The following is a 17,921-nucleotide window of genomic DNA, read 5'->3' as shown; positions in this document are numbered from 1 at the left end:
GAGCGAGCAAACTCGCTCCCACATGGATTTGCGCTCAACGCTTGGTTATGACCACCTCCAGATACTCACTGGGCACCACCATCGACTCCGGCCCCGCCCGGTTCAGCCCGTCAATCAGTTGCGTCAGATCCCCTTCCAGTGCCTGCCCGCTCTCTGGCGGCAGCGCCGCGAACGCCTTGTGCACCGGCCCGTACCAGTGGCGGAAGATGTCGATGAAGTGTGCCGCCGAGCGATAACGGAAATTGAAGTGGCGGCGAGTCACTTGCATCAGGAACCGGCGTTCATCGAAGTGCGAATGCAGCCAGGCTTCCGCGCCCCAGTTCGACGGCGGTTGCGCGCCGGCCGGGGGTGGCAGATGACGGCCAAGGGTCTTGAACATCTGGCCGACGAAGCCTTCCGGCGTCCAGTTGGCCAGGCCGATCCGCCCGCCACGGCGACAGACCCGGGCCAGTTCCTGCGCAGCCTTGGCCTGATCCGGGGCGAACATCACCCCGAAGGTCGACAGCACTGCATCAAAACTGGCGTCGGCAAACGGCAGCGCTTCGGCATCGGCCACTTGAAAAGTCACGTCCAGATGTTCGGCCCGCGCCCGATCCTGGCCGCGCTCAAGCAACGCCGCGACATAATCGGTGGACAACACCCGACAGCCCCGACGCGCCGCCGCCAGCGTGGCATTGCCATTGCCGGCGGCAACATCCAGCACTTCTTCGTCGCAGCGCAAATCGCAGGCTTCGGCGAGGTTTTCACCGACGATCTGCAAGGTGGTACCGATCACGGCATAGTCGCCGCTGGCCCACGCGACTTTCTGGCGTTCCTTGAGGGCATTGAGATCGATGGGGGTGCTCATCAACAGGTGCTCCAAGACAGGCTTGATCAGGCGTCACTCGGCGGTGGTCGGGTCGATGACACTCATCACCCGGGACACGCTGTTGGCCGGAAATCCGCCCAGCCGCGCATGCTCGCGCACCAGCTCCTCATCAGGGGCGATGTACACACAGTAGATCTTGTCGGCGGTGACGTAACTCTGCAGCCACTGCACCTGCGGCCCGAGTTCACGCAACACCTGACAGGACGTTTGCGATACCGCCTTGAGTTCTTGCTCCGACAGGTTTCCGGCCCCTGGAATCTCGCGTTCAATCACGAATTTCGGCATGGCAACCTCGCTTTCTTTTTATCAGTGACAGGGCGGATACAACCCTGCTCTTTCACTATCGTCCCGAGACTGTGCGGCGTCCTTGCCAATCGTCTGGAGAGCCCCGTAAACCGGGACTTCGCCGATGAGTGGCGGGATTTTGTAAAGCGCTCGAAACAGATTCCGTGCAAACGAAAACGACCCGGAGCATTCACCTCCGGGCCGTCGTCGATCAGGCTCATGCGGAAGGCGCTTTCGCCTCCTTGAGCAACTGCTGAATCATCTGCTCCTGAGCTTCATAGCGGCCCTCACCAAAGTGGGTGTAACGCACCTGCCCCTTGGCATCGATCAGGTAGTGCGCCGGCCAGTACTGGTTGTCGAAGTTGCGCCAGATCGCGTAGTTGTTGTCGATGGCCACCGGGTAGGTGATGCCGAGTTTCTTCACCTGATCCTTGACGTTGTCGATGATCCGCTCATAACCGTATTCCGGGGTGTGCACGCCGATCACCACCAGGCCGTCCTTGCCGTACTTTTTCTCCCATTCCTTCACGTATGGCAGGGTGTGCTGGCAGTTGATGCAGTCGTAGGTCCAGAAGTCCACCAGCACCACTTTGCCGCGCAGGGATTCGGCGCTCAGTTCCGGTGAGTTCAGCCATTGCACCGCGCCGGCCAGCGACGGCATCGCGCCTTTACTCTGCTCGTCCGAAGTTGAATCCGCCCGCACTTTGCTGATGAAGTAGTCGATCACTTTCGGCGCGTTTTCCAACACGTTTTTCTCGACACTGGCGACGCCCTCGGACGATGTACCGGCCAGCAGGGTTCGATCGGCACCGGTGGAAATCACCACCGCCGCCGCCAGCACGGCGACACCCGCGCCACGACGGAACCAGCCCGTGAACGGGATCGACGGTTTCAGCCGGTTGACCAGGCCGCGACCGGCGAAAATCAGCGTCCCCAGCGACAGCGCACTGCCCGCACCGTAGGCCAGCAGCAACAGACTGGTCTGAGCGCTGGCGCCTTGCAGCATGGCGCCGGTGAGGATCACGCCGAGGATCGGGCCGGCGCACGGCGCCCACAACAGACCGGTGGCCACGCCGATCATCACCGAACCCATGGGGCCAGCCTTCTTGCGAGTGTCCGGATCCAGGCGATTACCCAACAGCACGAACGGCCGCGCCAGCCAGTCCCCGATGCGTGCGGAAATCAGCGACAGCGCAAACAGCACCATCACGATCAGCGCGATGTGTCGGCCGGTGTTGTTGGCCTGGATCACCCACTCGCTGCTGACCACTGCGAGGCTGGAGATCAGGGCGAAAGTCAGGGCCATGCCGCCGAGGGTCAGCAGAATCGAAGAGCGCGTGCGGTCGGCACCGGCAAACAGAAACGGCACCACCGGCAGGATGCAGGGGCTGAGGACAGTCAACAGACCGCCCAGGAAAGCGATAAGGAACATGAGGTTCACCTCTTGAAGGATGGGCGGTCTGCCGATAAAAGAGGTGTCTGCCGTTCACCGGCAGACACGCACGGGGACTCAGGCGTTCTGGCTGTCCAGCCATTGGCTTTGCGGTGTGCGGCTGGCGCCGTTTTCGGCGACCATCTGCCCTTGCGGCGTATGGCTGGAGCCGTCTGCCGCGACCATCTGCCCCTGCGGCGTGTGGCTGGCGCCGTCGGCGGCGATCAAGGCATCGCTGCCCTGCTTGGCTACCGGGCTCAGCTGGAAGCAGGTGCTGCCGGCGCAGCTGCTCTGCTCCACGGCGCTGTTGGCGTGAGCCGCGACACCGGCAAAAGAGAAGGCAATGGCGGTCAAGAAACGCGATACGTTGTTCATGGCAATCTTCCTTTCAGTCAGTGGGTGGCGGATCAGTTCTGGTTGTCGCAGCCGTCGGCGAATTTGCTGTAGTCGAGCACGCGGGTCTGACCGGCCGAATCGAGGTAGGTCATGCGGGCGTCGACGATGCCGCAGGTCATCGATTTGTCTTCTTTCATCGAGATCACTTTCTGGATATCCAGATGGGTGCCGTAGGTGTAGGTTTGCGGGGCAACGGCTTCGGCGCGGGCCGACAGGGTGCAGATGTTCAGGGCAGCGAACAGGCAAGCGGCGATTACGGATTTGTTGGTCATGGCGTTTTCCTCAGGGCTTCAATGGGTAGATCGGTTGATTGAGCCGAGGCGCTGTGGTGTGCCTCGATGGAGCTCATTTAAAGCTCGCGAGGTATCCCGTCTGTGTCGGAAAACGGCCGGTATAAATCGCTACGTATCTCGCCCGCCGGGGGATACACAGCGATACAAAACCCTGAAAAAATCCTGATTTTGCGTCCACATGTATCCGTCGTTGCGGCAGATACACTGCAATACAAAGGCAGGCAGGCGAGCCCGCGCGGGCTCTATAGACTGCGAGACATTCCCCCACTTGATAGAGGTTTGGCTCCATGGATCATGTCGATCACATTCTCATCGTCGATGACGACCGCGAGATTCGCGAACTGGTTGGCAATTACCTGAAAAAGAACGGCCTGCGCACCACAGTGGTCGCCGATGGCCGGCAGATGCGCAGTTTTCTGGAAGCCAACACCGTCGACCTGATCGTGCTCGACATCATGATGCCCGGCGATGACGGCCTGCTGCTGTGCCGCGAACTGCGCGCCGGCAAACACAAGGCCACGCCGGTCTTGATGCTGACCGCGCGCAACGATGAGACCGACCGCATCATCGGCCTGGAAATGGGCGCCGACGACTACCTGACCAAACCCTTTGCCGCCCGCGAGCTGCTGGCGCGAATCAACGCCGTGCTGCGCCGCACGCGCATGCTGCCGCCCAATCTGGTGGTCACCGAAAGCGGTCGCTTGCTGGCCTTCGGTCGCTGGCAGCTCGACACCTCGGCCCGGCATCTGCTGGACACCGACGGCACCATGGTTGCCTTGAGCGGCGCGGAGTACCGCTTGCTGCGCGTGTTCCTCGATCATCCGCAGCGGGTGCTGAGCCGCGATCAACTGCTCAACCTGACCCAGGGCCGTGACGCCGATTTGTTCGACCGCTCCATCGACCTGCTGGTCAGTCGTCTGCGCCAGCGTCTGCTCGACGACGCCCGCGAGCCGGCCTACATCAAGACCGTGCGCAGCGAGGGTTATGTGTTCTCGCTGCCGGTGGAAATCCTCGGAGCCCCGGCATGAAGGTTGCGCTGCACTGGCCGCGCACCCTCGCCTCGCGGTTGTCGCTGATTTTTCTGATCGGCCTGATCCTGGCTCAAGCCCTGTCGTTCGGCGCGCAGTATTACGAGCGCTACGAAAGCGCGAAGAACACCATGCTCGGCAACCTGGAAACCGACGTCTCGACCTCGATCGCGATCCTCGACCGACTGCCGGCCGACGAGCGTCCGATGTGGCTCGAACGTCTGGCCCGGCCCAACTACGGCTACCTGCTCAGCGAGGGCGAGCCGGGTACACCGATCGGCGCAGGCGAAGTACCGATCGCGGTCACCTCGATCACTGACGCCATCGGCGAAGCCTATCCACTGACTTTCACCGACATTCCGGGGCCGAAAAAGCACTTTCAGGGCCACTTGCGCCTGAGCGACGGCAGCCCGGTGACCATCGACGTGCGACCTTCAATGGTGCCGCTGTCGCCATGGCTTCCGGTGGTGCTGCTCGGGCAACTGGCGCTGATGATTGCCTGCACCTGGCTGGCGGTGCGCATCGCCATCCGTCCCCTTACCCGTCTGGCCAATGCGGTGGAAACCCTTGATCCCAACGCCCATCCGATCAATCTGGATGAACAGGGCCCGAACGAAGTGGCCTACGCCGCCCGTGCGTTCAACACCATGCAGGCGCGGATCGCCGCATACCTGAAAGAACGCATGCAATTGCTGGCCGCGATTTCCCACGATCTGCAAACACCGATCACCCGGATGAAACTGCGGGCGGAGTTCATGGACGATTCGGCGGAAAAGGACAAACTGTGGAACGACCTCGGCGAGATGGAGCATCTGGTGCGTGAAGGCGTGGCTTATGCCCGCAGCATCCACGGCTCGACCGAAGAAAGCCGGCGCACCAACCTCGATTCGTTCCTCGACAGCCTGGTGTTCGACTACCAGGACATGGGCAAGGAGGTGCAGTTGAGCGGCAAGAGCGAAGCGGTGATCGACACCCGCCCCCACGCCCTGCGCCGGGTGCTGGTCAACCTGACCGACAACGCGTTGAAGTTTGCCGGCGCTGCCGAGCTGTTGATTCAACGGGACAAGACCGGCCTGTCGATCAAGGTGATGGATCGCGGACCGGGCATCGCCGAAGAGGAACTGGCTCAGGTGATGGAGCCGTTCTATCGCGTGGAAAACTCGCGCAACCGCAGCACCGGCGGCACCGGCCTGGGTCTGGCGATTGCCCAGCAACTGGCGATGGCGCTGGGTGGTTCGCTGAATCTGAGCAACCGTGAAGGTGGCGGATTGTGCGCTGAACTCAAGTTGCCGCTTCAGGCCTGAGACAAACAAAAAGCCCCGGGGAACCATCGTGCTCCCCGGGGCTTTTTGTTGGTGCGATCAATTGATTCCGATCACACCGTCCTCATGCATCTGCTGCAACAACGCCAGCCCGCTGTCCATGAACGACGCAGTTCCCGGCAAACCCGCCTCCATCGCCAGTCCCTCCAGTTGCTCACGACCGCTCAGCAACGGAAACTCTCCAACCCGCTGCAGCAACCGCCACGCCAACGGGCTCAGCTCGGAAAACTTCACACTGAAATCCACCGCGCGCCGCACCAGCAACAACGTTGGCTGGGCCGGTGGCACAGACGGCTGATATTCAGGGCTGAGGATCAGCACCGGCCACGCGTACGCCAATGGCCAGGCCAGCGCCGAAATCTGCAATGGCCGCTCCAGCAGCGACGCGGGATCACTTGTCGGTAGCGGCTCGGCATCGGACTGCTGCAACACCATCTCCACCCACTCGTAATGCGCCAGCTCCACCAGAAACGCCGGCCACTCTCCCGTGCTCAACACGGCGGGTTCCGAGGCGAGGTAACCGACGAACTCTTCGGCGATCTCACCGAATTTCGGCGTCTGTGCCCGGTAGTCCCGCAGGAAGCCGCGAATCAGGGCGCGCCAGCGCTCCTGGCCGATGATCCGGATAAGCACCGGAAACGTTCCGCCCAACAGTTGCGAGACATTGTTGAACACCAGATCGCGATAGACGTTGACCCGTGCCGCGTCCATCTCGGTCGGTGGCGTCTGGTTCTCGGGGTCGCGCAGGTAGCGCGTCAGGGCCCGTTGTTGCTGCTCAAGATTATCCACGCTGGCCTCCCTGATTCTGCAAGCGTCGAATGGTCTGCAACTCGGCCACCAGTTCGGCGAAGGCCGGGAAGTTGAAGTCGCGTTCGAGCAAGGTCGGCTGTGCGCCAAAGCGTGCGTAGGCATCAGCCAGCAGCGACCAGACCACCGGTTTCACCGAGGCACCGTGGGTGTCGATCTTCAGCGTGTCGGACTCGTCGAAATGCCCGGCCACGTGCATCCCGACCACCCGGCCCGACTCGATCCCGGCCAGAAACGCCTGCGGGTCGAAGCCGTGGTTGATCGAGTTGACGTAGACGTTGTTGACGTCCAGCAGCAGGTCGCAATCGGCCTCGCGCAGCACGGCATTGGTGAAGGTCACCTCGTCCATGTCCTGCCGGGGAGCGGCGTAATAGGAAACGTTTTCCACTGCCAGGCGCCGGCCAAGGATGTCCTGGGCCTGACGGATCCGCGCGGCGACGTGGTGCACCGCCTCTTCGGTGAACGGCAGCGGCAGCAGGTCATAGAGGTGACCGTCATCGCTGCAATAACTCAAGTGCTCGCTGTAAAGCGGCACGTTGTAATGATCGAGAAACACCCGGACTTCCTGGAGAAATTCGACATCCAGCGGCGCCGATCCGCCAAGCGACAACGACAGGCCGTGGCAGGACAACGGATAGCGCTCGGCCAGTTCGCGCAGCGCGGCACCGTGGGCACCGCCGACACCGATCCAGTTTTCCGGGGCGACTTCGAGAAAGTCGAAATCGCCGGTGCGGGCGGCTTGAAGATCTTTCATCAGGCCGCGACGCAGGCCGAGCCCGACGCTGGCCTGTAAGGTGGGGTGGGGAATCTGCATGGGCAAGATCTCTGCAAAGGAGCCGCCGACAGTGGCGACCGAGAGGCCCAGTTAAACCGGCGGGTGTATCGCTGCTGTGTGGGCAATGTGCGGGAAGTGGCGGGTTTTGTATCGGCGACGAGCCTGTACACAATGGGATACAGACCCGCTGCCCTCTTCCTGAACGGCATGCCGACTACCAAACAGGCGACGTTCAAAGCCCGCCCCGGTTCCTGACAGGCCGAAGAGCTCAGAGCTTCCGGATGACACCTACACATGCCGACGAAAGAGCCTACCTCCGCAAGAGAATCAGCTGATTGAATTATTATTTTTGACAGATTAAAGAAACCAAAAAAAACCGTACCAGCCGAAACTGACACGGGTTTTTCCCCACATCAACGACCGCTACTTCAGGTCGTCAAAGTGATCTCGCAGGAACTCGTAAAAGCGAAACGCTTTCAACAATCTCCATACGAGGCTCAACGTACGCAACAAAAGTTTCATACGTTTTGGCCTCCAAGGTTGGGGGCCAAACCTCCAGCGCACTTACCGGACCACGCGTGCCTTTGGAAGAACACGCCAGTACTTCCGGTGAGGCGGCCGGTTGAAATCCCTCCGAACCATCATTCCGGCACGGATGCAAAACCGTGTCAGAGGGCGTAAAACCGTTAGGCCACCAGCCGAACCCTACCGCTGCACCAGGGTGTGAGCGCGAGCATGTTACCTGTAATCGCAGGTCGTAAGTTTCGGCCCAGTGATTCTCAAATGAAAAAAGCGCATCTTTTGTAAAGCGTTATTTCTGTCAGCATTACTCTCCGACATCAGGTACTGAAATCACTGCCGAGTGATCTCTAATACACCTACTCATGGCGGGTAAAAATTACATTGCAAGGATAGGAAAAGCTCAATAACATGCCCCCACGCCAGTGCTTCCGGTGAGACGCACTAAGCCTCAGCCGCAATCTGAGGCTTGCTAAAAAACCGCCCGCAAGGCGGTTTTTTTTCGCCCGTCGTTTGCTTCTGGCGGGCATGGGTCAGTGCTCTGTCTTGGCTCAAAAAGCAAAATCGCCCTAAGTCGCATCGTCTCGCACAGGACAGGAACCGTCGGCGGAAAATTCGGGAGCCCACGCTAAAGTGGGAGAGCGCACCGTCGCGATATACCGCGATACAAGCCTCGAAATCCACGCAACCCGCTCCCGCCGGCACCAACACCGACTAGACTCAAACATTACCCAGTCGAGGGGGACGCAGGACAGCAGTGTCGCCCTGCCCGTTTCCACGACCACCGCCCGGTGGTGAATGCCTCGACCCCCATCACCACCGGACTGTGATCCTTGACAGGAGCACATGACATGGACGAGGCCAGACTCAACGAGTTCATGGGCAAACTGGTCAACGACATGGGCGGCGCGGCGATGCTGGCCAATGTCATCGTCGGCGAAGAACTTGGCTTGTATAAAGCCATGGCCGATAGCCAGCCGATCGCCCCGGAAACCCTCGCCGAAAAAACCGCCTGCAATACCCGACTGGTCCGCGAATGGCTCAGCGCCCATGCGGCGTCCGGCTACATGGAACACCTGGACGGCAAATTCCGCCTGCCGGAAGAACAGGCCATGGCCCTGGCCAAGGAAGATTCGCCGGTCTATGTCGCCGGCGGCCTCGGCGTGGTGGCGTCGTTTTTCCACGACAAGGACAAGCTGGTCAAAGCCATGCGCGGCAACGGCGCCCTGCCCTGGGGCGATCACCATCCGTGTATGTTCACCGGCACCGAGCGGTTCTTCCGCCCCGGCTACAAAGGACATCTGATCGCCGAATGGCTACCGGCGCTGGACGGCGTGGTGGCCAAACTCGAAGACGGCGCCAAGGTCGCCGACGTCGGCTGTGGTCATGGTGCCTCCACGGTGATCATGGCCCAGGCTTATCCCAACTCGCGTTTCGTCGGATTCGACTATCACGCGCCCTCGGTGAGTGTCGCTACCCAGCGAGCCGAAGAAGGCGGAGTGAGCAGCCGGGCGCGGTTTTTCCAGGGCACGGCGAAAAGCTTTCCCGGCGATGACTACGACCTGATCTGCTACTTCGACTGCCTGCACGACATGGGCGACCCGGTCGGCGCGGCGCGGCATGCCTACGATTGCCTGAAGGACGACGGCACGGTGCTGTTGGTCGAACCCTTTGCCAACGACACGCTGGACGACAACATCAACCCGGTCGGACGACTTTTCTATGCAGCATCGACGTTCATCTGCACGCCGAACTCGCTGTCTCAGGAGGTGGGACTCGGGCTCGGTGCGCAAGCCGGCGAGATGCGTTTGCGCAAGGTTTTCAACGAGGCCGGATTCAAGCATTTCCGGCGGGCGACGCAGACGCCGTTCAACCTGATTCTGGAAGCACGCAAGTAAAGGTCGATACCGGGCGCCTCCATAAGAGGCGCCCGGCAGTGCTAACCTGCAAGGCACTCACAGCCTGCGGAGCGCTGACCATGCTCGACCGCCCTCTTCACGAACATCTCGATTACCTGCAACAGGCCATGGCCGACGGCGATTTCGTGGTGCTGACCGGCGCCGGCATCAGCACACCATCGGGCATCCCCGATTACCGCGACACCAACGGCGTGCGCCGTGGCCGGCAGCCGATGATGTATCAGGAATTTCTGTCGGCGCCCGAGTCACGCCGTCGCTACTGGGCCCGGGCGATGCTCGGCTGGCCACGTGTACGTCAGGCGCAGCCGAATGCAGCTCACGAGGCACTGGCCAGCCTGCAAAGCCACGGCCGGATCAGCGGATTGATCACCCAGAATGTCGACACCTTGCACGATCAGGCTGGCAGTCACGATGTCATCGAACTGCACGGCAGCCTGCATCGGGTGTTGTGTCTGGATTGCGGCCGACGAAGCGAGCGGGATTCGATTCAGCAATTGATGGAGACGCAGAACCCGTATCTGGCAGGTGTCGATGCGGTGCAGGCGCCGGACGGCGATACCCTGCTCGACCCGGCTTTTGAAGCACGATTTCAGGTGCCGCATTGCCCGCATTGCGAAGGCGAACGGATGAAGCCGGACGTAGTGTTTTTTGGCGAGAACGTGGCGCAACCGACGGCGGCCCGGGCCATGGCTGCGGCGGAGAATGCCGCCGGGATGCTGGTGGTCGGTTCGTCGTTGATGGCGTATTCGGCGTTCCGCCTGTGCCGGGTGATTGCGGATCGAGGCAAGCCGCTGATTGCGATCAATCTGGGGAAGACCCGGGCGGATGAGTTGCTGGATTTGAAGATCGAGGCGTCTTGCGAACAGCTGTTGCCGCTACTGACACAACGCCTCAATGCTCAGCCTTAAGGATGTCGAACAACGCCTGCGCCGCCGCCGACAATTCATTCCCGGAATCAGTCAACACGCCAATCGCCCGCTCCACCACCGGCTCATGCAACGTCAGACACCGCGCCCCCAGTTCGCGCATCTGCTCGGCACACAACGCCGGCACCGCACTGACCCCCAGCCCGCTGGCAACCATCCGCCCGACCGTCGCCAGTTGATGGCTTTCAAATTCCACCGGCAATTTCATGCCCCGGGCCTGCAGGTGTTCCTCAAGCATCACCCGCACCGTGGACGGGCGTTGCAGGGTGATGAACGGTTCCTGCAGCAAGGTCTGCCAGTCGATGTCGGTGCGCTGGGCCAGCGGCGAATCCTGTGGCACTACCGCGACGAAGCGATCCTTATAAAGAGGTGTGAAGGTCAGCGAAGTGTTCTGCAACGGTTCGAACGCCACGCCGAGTTCGACCTGCCGATCACGGACCATCTCCAGCACCTGCTCGTTGATCACGTCGTTGACCGTCACGTTGACGTTCGGATAACGCGCACGGAAGGTCTTGAGGATCGGTGGCAGCAGGTTGCCGGCAAACGACGGCATCGCCGCCAGCGTCACTCGCCCCCGTTGCAGGCTGAAGCGCTGGCGCATTTCGTCTTCGGCGTTGTCCCAGTCGGCGATCAGGCGCCGGGCCAGTGGCAGCAGGGATTCGCCTTCCGGGGTCAGTGCCACGTTGCGCGTGTTGCGGCTGAACAGGCGGCCGCCCAGTCCCTCTTCCAGCGCCTTGATGGTCAGGCTCAGCGCCGATTGCGACAGGTGCAGGCGCTCGCAGGCCACGGCGAAACTCAGGCTCTGGGCCACGGCGAGGAAGGCGCGGATCTGCTTGATGGTCATGGTCGCGTTGCTCCAGTTGCCAGCTTCAAGCGTTAAGCTGCAAGACAAAGGATGGTTATTTGATGAGCTTTATCAATCAATCAACCTTAAAAATCAACTTAACAAATATATTCACCAGCGAGACACTCCAGTCATTCGGCTAGCCAGCCGCCCGACAAACAATAAAAGAGGTGCATATGGCAGGTTTCGACAAGCGCGTGTATTCCTATGAGGAAGCCATGGCGGGCCTTGAAAACGGCATGACCGTGATCGCCGGCGGCTTCGGCCTGTGCGGCATTCCGGAAAACCTGATCGCCGAGATCAAACGCAAGGGCACCCGCGACCTCACCGTCGTCTCCAACAACTGCGGCGTCGATGGCTTCGGCCTCGGCGTGCTGCTGACCGACCGCCAGATCCGCAAGGTGGTCGCCTCCTACGTCGGCGAAAACAAACTGTTCGAAGAGCAACTGCTCAAGGGCGACATCGAAGTCGTCCTGACCCCCCAAGGCACCCTCGCCGAAAAAATGCGCGCAGGCGGCGCCGGCATCCCGGCCTTCTTCACCGCCACCGGCGTCGGCACCCCGGTTGCCGAAGGCAAGGAAGTGCGTGAATTCCACGGTCGCAAGTACCTGATGGAAGAATCCATCACCGGCGACTTCGCCATCGTCAAAGGCTGGAAAGCCGACCACTTCGGCAACGTCATCTACCGCCACACCGCCCAGAACTTCAACCCGCTGGCCGCCACCGCCGGCAAGATCACCGTGGTCGAAGTGGAAGAAATCGTCGAACCCGGCGAACTGGATCCGTCGCAGATCCACACCCCCGGCATCTACGTCGACCGGGTCATTTGCGGCACGTTCGAAAAACGCATCGAACAACGCACCATCCGCAAATAATCCAGGCTGACGGAGAACAAGAACATGGCACTTACCCGCGAACAAATGGCTCAACGCGTCGCCCGCGAAATGCAGGACGGCTTCTATGTGAACCTCGGCATCGGCATCCCGACCCTGGTCGCCAACTACATCCCCGAAGGCATGGAAGTCATGCTGCAATCAGAAAACGGCCTGCTCGGCATGGGCCCGTTTCCGACTGAAGACACCATCGACGCCGACATGATCAACGCCGGCAAACAAACCGTGACCGCGCGCATCGGCGCTTCGATCTTCAACTCTGCCGAGTCCTTCGCGATGATCCGTGGCGGTCATGTCGACCTGACCGTGCTCGGGGCCTTCGAAGTCGACGTACAGGGCAACATCGCCTCGTGGATGATCCCCGGCAAACTGGTCAAGGGCATGGGCGGCGCGATGGACCTGGTGGCTGGCGCCGACAACATCATCGTCATCATGACCCACGCGTCCAAGGACGGTGAGTCCAAACTGCTGAGCCAGTGCAGCCTGCCGCTGACCGGCGCCGGTTGCATCAAGCGTGTGCTGACTGACCTCGCCTACCTGGAAATCGAAAATGGCGCTTTTGTCCTCAAGGAACGCGCACCTGGCGTCAGCGTCGAGGAAATCGTCGCCAAAACCGCTGGTAAACTGATCGTCCCGGATCACGTACCGGAAATGCAGTTCGCTGCCGAGTGAGGAATTCGAAAATGCAAGACGTCGTCATTGTTGCCGCCACGCGTACCGCGATCGGCAGTTTCCAGGGTTCGCTGGCCACCGTCTCCGCCGTGGATCTGGGCGCAGCGGTCATCCGCCAGTTGCTTGAGCAGACCGGCCTGGACGGTGCTCAGGTCGATGAAGTGATCATGGGCCAGGTGCTGACCGCCGGCGCCGGTCAGAACCCGGCGCGCCAGTCGGCGATCAAGGCCGGCCTGCCCCACGCCGTACCCGCCATGACCCTGAACAAGGTCTGCGGCTCGGGCCTCAAGGCCCTGCACCTCGGCGCCCAGGCGATCCGTTGCGGCGACGCGGACGTGATCATTGCCGGCGGCCAGGAAAACATGAGCCTGACCAACTATGTAATGCCGGGCGCGCGCACCGGTCTGCGCATGGGGCACGCACAAATCGTCGACACCATGATCAGCGATGGCCTGTGGGATGCGTTCAACGATTACCACATGGGTATCACCGCCGAGAACCTGGTCGAGAAGTACGAGATCAGCCGCGAGCAGCAGGACGCCTTCGCTGCCGCGTCGCAACAGAAAGCCGCCGCTGCCATCGAGGCCGGTCGTTTTGTCGATGAAATCACCCCGATCCTGATTCCGCAGCGCAAAGGCGATCCAGTAGCGTTCAAGGTCGACGAGCAGCCGCGCGGCGACACCACCGCCGAATCCCTGGCCAAACTGCGTCCGGCTTTCAAGAAGGACGGCAGCGTCACCGCCGGCAACGCTTCGTCGCTGAACGACGGTGCCGCCGCGGTCATTCTGATGAGCGCGGAAAAAGCCAAGGCCCTGGGCCTGCCGGTACTGGCGAAAATCGCCGCCTACGCCAACGCCGGCGTCGACCCGGCGATCATGGGCATCGGCCCGGTGTCGGCCACTCGCCGCTGCCTGGACAAGGCCGGCTGGAACATCGGCCAACTGGACCTGATCGAAGCCAACGAAGCCTTCGCTGCGCAATCCCTGGCGGTGGCCAAGGATCTGCAATGGGATCTGGACAAGGTCAACGTCAACGGCGGCGCCATCGCCCTCGGTCACCCGATCGGTGCATCGGGCTGCCGCGTGCTGGTGACCCTGCTGCACGAAATGATCAAGCGTGATGCGAAAAAGGGTCTGGCGACCCTGTGCATCGGCGGCGGTCAAGGCGTGGCCCTGGCGCTGGAACGCGTTTAAACGCAAAAGAGGTTCAACAGCGGGCGGCGGATCCACGACATCCACTGCCCGTTGGCAACAAACCCGGTACGACTCACGTCGCACCGGGTATTTTTTTGCCTGAGCGTCAGTCGAACTTCACCAGATTCAGCACCGGCAACGGCCCGCCAGGGAACTGCACCAGTCGCGCACCCACGCTCAACTCGCCCAGGTCGATCCCGAAGAAGCCAAGCTGATCGATCAGCGCGCCGACTTCAGCCTTGGCCTGCGCATCATCTCCGGACAGGAACAGCACACGCTTGCCGCCCTCCGACGCCGGATCCGCTTCCAGCAAACGCGCCAGCAAATGGTTGAACGCCTTGACCACCCGCGCACCCGGCACCCACTCAGCGAACACTTCGCTGGACGGCCGCCCCTGCAGATCCACCGGTTTGAACGACGGCGCTTCAATCGAGTTGTTGGCGTCGATGACGATCCGACCGCCGAAGTCCGGCAGCCCGGCCAGCGCCGTCGGCAGTTTCGACCAGTTGACCGCGACCAGCACGATGTCCTGGGCGGCGGCTTCTTCACGGGTGACGGCGCGGGCGGTCGGGCCGAGTTCTGCGACCAGCTCGGCCAAGGTCTCCGGCCCGCGACTATTGGCGATGACCAACGGGATGCCCTGACGCGACAAGGCTTTGGCAAACGCTGAACCGATGGCGCCAGCGCCGATGATTCCGATAGTGCTCATGGTGTTCTCCAGAAGGTTTGGTAAGACTCGAAACGAATCTTGCGCTTGCCATTCCCACTTGATTAGCCGGTAATGCTTTGAATGATCTTCAAGCATCGCTATCAGGTCGCCCCCCATGGAAACCCTCGCCAATCTCGAATCCTTCGTCCGCAGCGCCGAAACCGGCAGCTTCTCCGCCGCCGCCCGGTTGCTGGCACTGACCCCGGCGGCGGTCAGCCGCAACGTGGCGATTCTTGAACGCAACCTCGGCGTGCGGCTGTTTCAGCGCTCGACCCGCAAGCTGTCGCTGACCGAGGCCGGTGAAGGTTTTCTGGCGAGCATCGGCGGCAACCTCGATGCCTTGCAGGCCGCGATTGCGACGGTGGCGACCGAGCGCGGCGAGCCGGCGGGTGTGCTCAAGATCAGCCTGCCGCCGACGTTCGGCATCGATCACATGCTGCCGCTGCTGCCGGAGTTTCTGGCGCGCTATCCGTTGATCCGCCCGGAATGGCACTTCGAAAATCGTCAGGTGGATTTGATCGCCGAGGGCTATGACGTGGCGATTGGCGGCGGGTTCGAGCTGACGCCGGGCGTGGTTTCCCGGCGACTGGCGTCCGCTGAAATACTGGCAGTGGCCTCACCGGCCTATCTGGCCGGACGCACCCTGCCCCGGCATCCGACAGACCTCGCCGATCATCAGGGCATTGTCATGCGTGGCCTGCGCACAGGACGCATCCGCCAATGGCAAATGCACAACGACGCTGGCGAACAGGCCAGCGCCCTGCTCAATTCGAATATTGTGCTGAACGATCCGATGGCCATGCGCAAGGCTGCGCTGCTGGGCCTCGGCGTGACGATGCTGGTGTTGCCCGATGTCAGCGTGCAGATCGAGCGCGGTGAACTGGTGCGGCTGTTGCCCGACTGGCAGTGCGATGCCGGGGCGATATCGCTGTACTACCCGAGTCGCACATTGATGCCGGCCAAGACCCGGGTGTTCATTGACTTTGTGGTGGATGCCTTCGGCCGTTAGGCGGCCAGTTGCAGAATCAGCCAGGCATTGGCGCCGCTGATCACCACAAACAATCCCCAAGCCAGCACCCGGGTCGGCAACCGGTTCACAAACGGCCCCATCAGTTGTTTGTCGTTGGTCATGCGAATCAGCGGATACAGGGCAAACGGCAATTGCAGGCTCAACACCACCTGGCTCAGCACCAGCAACTTGCCCACCGCGCCGTCGCCCATCAACCACACGCCGATGAACGCCGGGATCAACGCCAGCCCACGGGTGATCAGGCGCCGCTGCCAGCAGGGAATCCGCAGGTTCAGATAGCCTTCCATGATCACCTGCCCGGCGATGGTGCCGGTGAAGGTCGAACTCTGCCCCGACGCCAGCAGCGCCACGCCGAACAGCACACTGGCCAGCGCGCCGCCCACCAGCGGATCGAGCAAGTGGTAGGCGTCCTGGATGTCCACCACGTCGGAATGCCCGGTTTGATGAAAGGCTGCCGCCGCGAGAATCAGGATCGCCGCGTTGACCAGCAACGCCAGTGCCAATGAGCCTATGGTGTCGATGCGCGCCAGATTCACCGCGTCCTGTTTGCTCGCCAGATCCTGGCCGATCAGCCGCGTTTGTACGATCGAGGTGTGCAGGTACAGGTTATGCGGCATCACCGTGGCGCCAAGGATGCCGATGGCCAGATACAGCGGCGCTGCATCACTGATCGCCGACAGCGACGGTTTGAAACCTTGGGCGACGTCCGGCCAGAACGGTTTGATCAGCAATAACTCGACGAAGAAGCACACGCCGATGGTACCCACCAGCACCAGCATGATCGCTTCCAGCCGCCGAAAGCCGCGATTTTGCAAGGCCAGCACCAGCAACGTATCGAATGCGGTCAGGGCGATGCCAAATGTCAGCGAACAGCCCAGCAACAGGTGAAACGCCAGTGCGCAGCCGAGCACTTCCGCAAGGTCGGTGGCAATGATCGAAATTTCCGCCAGCACCCATTGCAACCGTGCCGTCGGGGTGCTGTAGCGTTCGCGGGACAACTGCGCCAGATCGCGCCCGGTAGCAATGCCCAATCGCGAACACAGGCATTGCACGACCATGCCCGCCAGACTCGCCAGCAGCACCACGAACAACAGGCTGTAGCCGAAGCGCGAACCGGCCTCGATGGCGGTGGCCCAGTTGCCCGGGTCCATGTAGCCGATCGACACCAGCAAACCCGGGCCGGCAAAACGCAGCACGCGCTTGAAGAACGAGGCATTCGGATCAACCGGGACACTGCCGGCCACCTCCGGCGGACAGAACGGCGCCGTGGCGATTTTGGGCAAACTGAATTTCACGCACACATCCAGAAACAAGTCGAAAGGCGCAGCTTAGACGTTTCAGTCGGCGTGCCCAATAGCAGACGTGCTGCGCTCAGGGTCTGGCGGTGCCGAGCAATTGCTGGCGCAGTTCGGGATTGCGCGTGCGCGGATCCAGCCAGATGTTGAAAAATGCCCGGGCGAACAACGGGTCGTCGATCTCGTGCTGCAACTGTTGGCCGACAAAGAACCGCGCGCCCTGCCCCGGCAGATACACCCCGGTAATCCGCGTGCCGGCCTGCACATCGACAAACGATTGCTGCATCTGCGCTTGCCACACCGCCAATTGCGCCGGGCTGATGGACGAACCGGCCAGGCGTTTGATCTCATCGACACTGGCCTTCACCAGATCTTCGCGCGACACGTTGCGCCGGTAGATCAATTCCAGGGCAAAGGGCTGACCATCGGCCAGCGGACGCGCAGCACTCCACAGCCGAGCGTTGTAAACGTCGAAACCGAACACGCTGAAATCCCCGGTGCCGATGATCTGCGCGCCGGGCACTGCGTCCTGCCAACTGGCCCAGGTCGGCGTCAGCAGCAGCGCCCACAAGCCGATTCCGCAGCATCCACGTAACACCTTCGGTGTTCTGCTCATCGCGGCATCGACTCCGGTAAACCCTGATAGTCAGAGCATAGTCGGCGATCACGCCCGGTACTTTGTATACATTTATTGCATGCATTTCCAGCAATCCAT

At 61.6% G+C, this 17,921-nt stretch carries 19 protein-coding genes; 8 read left to right on the top strand and 11 right to left on the bottom strand.

All coding sequences use genetic code 11. From position 1 onward, the window contains the following. Positions 1 to 34 precede the first annotated feature (34 nt). The 5 genes from M5B98_RS17455 to M5B98_RS17435 all read right to left on the bottom strand — a co-directional run bounded on the left by M5B98_RS17455 (position 35) and on the right by M5B98_RS17435 (position 3,253). On the bottom strand, positions 35 to 847 hold the full coding sequence (locus tag M5B98_RS17455; RefSeq protein ID WP_248743411.1) for a class I SAM-dependent methyltransferase: 813 nt from the start codon (positions 845 to 847) through the stop codon (positions 35 to 37). A gap of 33 nt (positions 848 to 880) precedes the next feature. Further along, positions 881 to 1,153: a DUF4242 domain-containing protein gene (locus tag M5B98_RS17450; RefSeq protein WP_085708685.1), complete on the bottom strand. Its 273-nt coding sequence runs from the start codon at positions 1,151 to 1,153 to the stop codon at positions 881 to 883. A gap of 217 nt (positions 1,154 to 1,370) precedes the next feature. Next, positions 1,371 to 2,585: a cytochrome c biogenesis protein DipZ gene (locus tag M5B98_RS17445; protein WP_248743410.1), complete on the bottom strand. Its 1,215-nt coding sequence runs from the start codon at positions 2,583 to 2,585 to the stop codon at positions 1,371 to 1,373. A 78-nt stretch (positions 2,586 to 2,663) separates the two neighbouring features. Next, positions 2,664 to 2,960 carry a hypothetical protein gene (locus M5B98_RS17440; protein WP_085708688.1) on the bottom strand — a complete coding sequence of 99 codons (297 nt, stop codon included), beginning with the start codon at positions 2,958 to 2,960 and terminating at the stop codon, positions 2,664 to 2,666. Positions 2,961 to 2,992: 32 nt separating this feature from the next. Then, positions 2,993 to 3,253 (bottom strand): DUF2790 domain-containing protein, encoded by a 261-nt coding sequence (locus tag M5B98_RS17435; RefSeq protein WP_085708689.1) that lies wholly within the window; start codon positions 3,251 to 3,253, stop codon positions 2,993 to 2,995. 308 nt (positions 3,254 to 3,561) lie between these two features. Between M5B98_RS17435 and M5B98_RS17430 the strand changes: the two genes are divergently transcribed. Both M5B98_RS17430 and M5B98_RS17425 read left to right on the top strand, forming a co-directional pair. Then, the gene (locus M5B98_RS17430; protein WP_085708690.1) at positions 3,562 to 4,302 is read left to right on the top strand and encodes a response regulator; all 741 of its coding nucleotides are present in this window, start codon (positions 3,562 to 3,564) and stop codon (positions 4,300 to 4,302) included. Continuing rightward, a complete protein-coding gene (locus tag M5B98_RS17425; protein ID WP_114882213.1) occupies positions 4,299 to 5,606 on the top strand; it encodes an ATP-binding protein in 1,308 nt (435 codons plus the stop codon). Before M5B98_RS17430 ends, M5B98_RS17425 begins: the two co-directional genes overlap by 4 nt. Positions 5,607 to 5,663: 57 nt before the next feature. Here M5B98_RS17425 and M5B98_RS17420 read toward each other — a convergent pair whose 3' ends face one another. Together M5B98_RS17420 and M5B98_RS17415 are read right to left on the bottom strand one after the other, a co-directional pair. After that, a complete protein-coding gene (locus tag M5B98_RS17420) occupies positions 5,664 to 6,413 on the bottom strand; it encodes a DUF2063 domain-containing protein (RefSeq protein WP_248743409.1) in 750 nt (249 codons plus the stop codon). Next, on the bottom strand, positions 6,406 to 7,245 hold the full coding sequence (locus M5B98_RS17415) for a DUF692 domain-containing protein (RefSeq protein ID WP_248743408.1): 840 nt from the start codon (positions 7,243 to 7,245) through the stop codon (positions 6,406 to 6,408). Before M5B98_RS17415 ends, M5B98_RS17420 begins: the two co-directional genes overlap by 8 nt. 1,331 nt (positions 7,246 to 8,576) lie before the next feature. Between M5B98_RS17415 and M5B98_RS17410 the strand changes: the two genes are divergently transcribed. Further along, on the top strand, positions 8,577 to 9,623 hold the full coding sequence (locus M5B98_RS17410) for a class I SAM-dependent methyltransferase (protein WP_248743407.1): 1,047 nt from the start codon (positions 8,577 to 8,579) through the stop codon (positions 9,621 to 9,623). Between the two features lie 80 nt (positions 9,624 to 9,703). Beyond that, a complete protein-coding gene (locus tag M5B98_RS17405) occupies positions 9,704 to 10,552 on the top strand; it encodes an NAD-dependent protein deacetylase (RefSeq protein WP_248743406.1) in 849 nt (282 codons plus the stop codon). Here M5B98_RS17405 and M5B98_RS17400 read toward each other — a convergent pair. Then, positions 10,536 to 11,414: a LysR family transcriptional regulator gene (locus M5B98_RS17400; protein WP_248743405.1), complete on the bottom strand. Its 879-nt coding sequence runs from the start codon at positions 11,412 to 11,414 to the stop codon at positions 10,536 to 10,538. The two genes, M5B98_RS17405 and M5B98_RS17400, sit on opposite strands and share 17 nt — an antisense overlap. Before the next feature lie 176 nt (positions 11,415 to 11,590). On the opposite strand from M5B98_RS17400, the gene M5B98_RS17395 reads away from it, so the two are divergent. From M5B98_RS17395 to M5B98_RS17385, 3 genes are read left to right on the top strand one after another with little or no spacing between them, the layout of a single operon-like run. Then, positions 11,591 to 12,289 carry a CoA transferase subunit A gene (locus M5B98_RS17395; protein ID WP_085708698.1) on the top strand — a complete coding sequence of 233 codons (699 nt, stop codon included), beginning with the start codon at positions 11,591 to 11,593 and terminating at the stop codon, positions 12,287 to 12,289. 24 nt (positions 12,290 to 12,313) lie between these two features. Next, on the top strand, positions 12,314 to 12,979 hold the full coding sequence (locus M5B98_RS17390) for a CoA transferase subunit B (RefSeq protein WP_248743404.1): 666 nt from the start codon (positions 12,314 to 12,316) through the stop codon (positions 12,977 to 12,979). 11 nt (positions 12,980 to 12,990) lie between these two features. Next, a complete protein-coding gene (locus tag M5B98_RS17385; RefSeq protein WP_248743403.1) occupies positions 12,991 to 14,172 on the top strand; it encodes an acetyl-CoA C-acetyltransferase in 1,182 nt (393 codons plus the stop codon). Positions 14,173 to 14,278: 106 nt separating this feature from the next. Here M5B98_RS17385 and M5B98_RS17380 read toward each other — a convergent pair whose 3' ends face one another. Then, complete coding sequence (locus M5B98_RS17380) at positions 14,279 to 14,881, bottom strand: NADPH-dependent F420 reductase (RefSeq protein ID WP_085708701.1); 603 nt, start codon at positions 14,879 to 14,881, stop codon at positions 14,279 to 14,281. 115 nt (positions 14,882 to 14,996) lie between these two features. Between M5B98_RS17380 and M5B98_RS17375 the strand changes: the two genes are divergently transcribed. Then, positions 14,997 to 15,890 (top strand): LysR family transcriptional regulator, encoded by an 894-nt coding sequence (locus M5B98_RS17375; RefSeq protein WP_248743402.1) that lies wholly within the window; start codon positions 14,997 to 14,999, stop codon positions 15,888 to 15,890. On the opposite strand, the gene M5B98_RS17370 is transcribed toward M5B98_RS17375, so the two are convergent. Both M5B98_RS17370 and M5B98_RS17365 read right to left on the bottom strand, forming a co-directional pair. Beyond that, on the bottom strand, positions 15,887 to 17,206 hold the full coding sequence (locus tag M5B98_RS17370) for an Nramp family divalent metal transporter (protein ID WP_248743401.1): 1,320 nt from the start codon (positions 17,204 to 17,206) through the stop codon (positions 15,887 to 15,889). The two genes, M5B98_RS17375 and M5B98_RS17370, sit on opposite strands and share 4 nt — an antisense overlap. Positions 17,207 to 17,282: 76 nt before the next feature. Beyond that, complete coding sequence (locus M5B98_RS17365) at positions 17,283 to 17,822, bottom strand: chalcone isomerase family protein (RefSeq protein WP_248743400.1); 540 nt, start codon at positions 17,820 to 17,822, stop codon at positions 17,283 to 17,285. Positions 17,823 to 17,921: the final 99 nt, after the last annotated feature.

The sequence above is a fragment of the Pseudomonas sp. MWU12-3088 genome (assembly GCF_023242405.1).
In the GTDB taxonomy this organism is placed as follows: Bacteria; Pseudomonadota; Gammaproteobacteria; order Pseudomonadales; family Pseudomonadaceae; genus Aquipseudomonas; species Aquipseudomonas kribbensis.
Note: the sequence above shows the minus strand (reverse complement) of the source record. Positions and strands in the feature narration are given on the sequence as shown.

Bases quoted from the DNA above. Each gene is read 5' to 3' on its own strand.
- M5B98_RS17450 (WP_085708685.1), bottom strand. From the start codon at position 1,153: ATGCCGAAATTCGTGATTGAACGCGAGATTCCAGGGGCCGGAAACCTG.
- M5B98_RS17380 (WP_085708701.1), bottom strand. From the start codon at position 14,881: ATGAGCACTATCGGAATCATCGGCGCTGGCGCCATCGGTTCAGCGTTT.
- M5B98_RS17365 (WP_248743400.1), bottom strand. From the start codon at position 17,822: ATGAGCAGAACACCGAAGGTGTTACGTGGATGCTGCGGAATCGGCTTG.
- M5B98_RS17430 (WP_085708690.1), top strand. From the start codon at position 3,562: ATGGATCATGTCGATCACATTCTCATCGTCGATGACGACCGCGAGATT.
- M5B98_RS17400 (WP_248743405.1), bottom strand. From the start codon at position 11,414: ATGACCATCAAGCAGATCCGCGCCTTCCTCGCCGTGGCCCAGAGCCTG.
- M5B98_RS17455 (WP_248743411.1), bottom strand. From the start codon at position 847: ATGAGCACCCCCATCGATCTCAATGCCCTCAAGGAACGCCAGAAAGTC.
- M5B98_RS17390 (WP_248743404.1), top strand. From the start codon at position 12,314: ATGGCACTTACCCGCGAACAAATGGCTCAACGCGTCGCCCGCGAAATG.
- M5B98_RS17415 (WP_248743408.1), bottom strand. From the start codon at position 7,245: ATGCAGATTCCCCACCCCACCTTACAGGCCAGCGTCGGGCTCGGCCTG.
- M5B98_RS17405 (WP_248743406.1), top strand. From the start codon at position 9,704: ATGCTCGACCGCCCTCTTCACGAACATCTCGATTACCTGCAACAGGCC.
- M5B98_RS17425 (WP_114882213.1), top strand. From the start codon at position 4,299: ATGAAGGTTGCGCTGCACTGGCCGCGCACCCTCGCCTCGCGGTTGTCG.
- M5B98_RS17375 (WP_248743402.1), top strand. From the start codon at position 14,997: ATGGAAACCCTCGCCAATCTCGAATCCTTCGTCCGCAGCGCCGAAACC.
- M5B98_RS17385 (WP_248743403.1), top strand. From the start codon at position 12,991: ATGCAAGACGTCGTCATTGTTGCCGCCACGCGTACCGCGATCGGCAGT.
- M5B98_RS17440 (WP_085708688.1), bottom strand. From the start codon at position 2,960: ATGAACAACGTATCGCGTTTCTTGACCGCCATTGCCTTCTCTTTTGCC.
- M5B98_RS17445 (WP_248743410.1), bottom strand. From the start codon at position 2,585: ATGTTCCTTATCGCTTTCCTGGGCGGTCTGTTGACTGTCCTCAGCCCC.
- M5B98_RS17410 (WP_248743407.1), top strand. From the start codon at position 8,577: ATGGACGAGGCCAGACTCAACGAGTTCATGGGCAAACTGGTCAACGAC.
- M5B98_RS17395 (WP_085708698.1), top strand. From the start codon at position 11,591: ATGGCAGGTTTCGACAAGCGCGTGTATTCCTATGAGGAAGCCATGGCG.
- M5B98_RS17435 (WP_085708689.1), bottom strand. From the start codon at position 3,253: ATGACCAACAAATCCGTAATCGCCGCTTGCCTGTTCGCTGCCCTGAAC.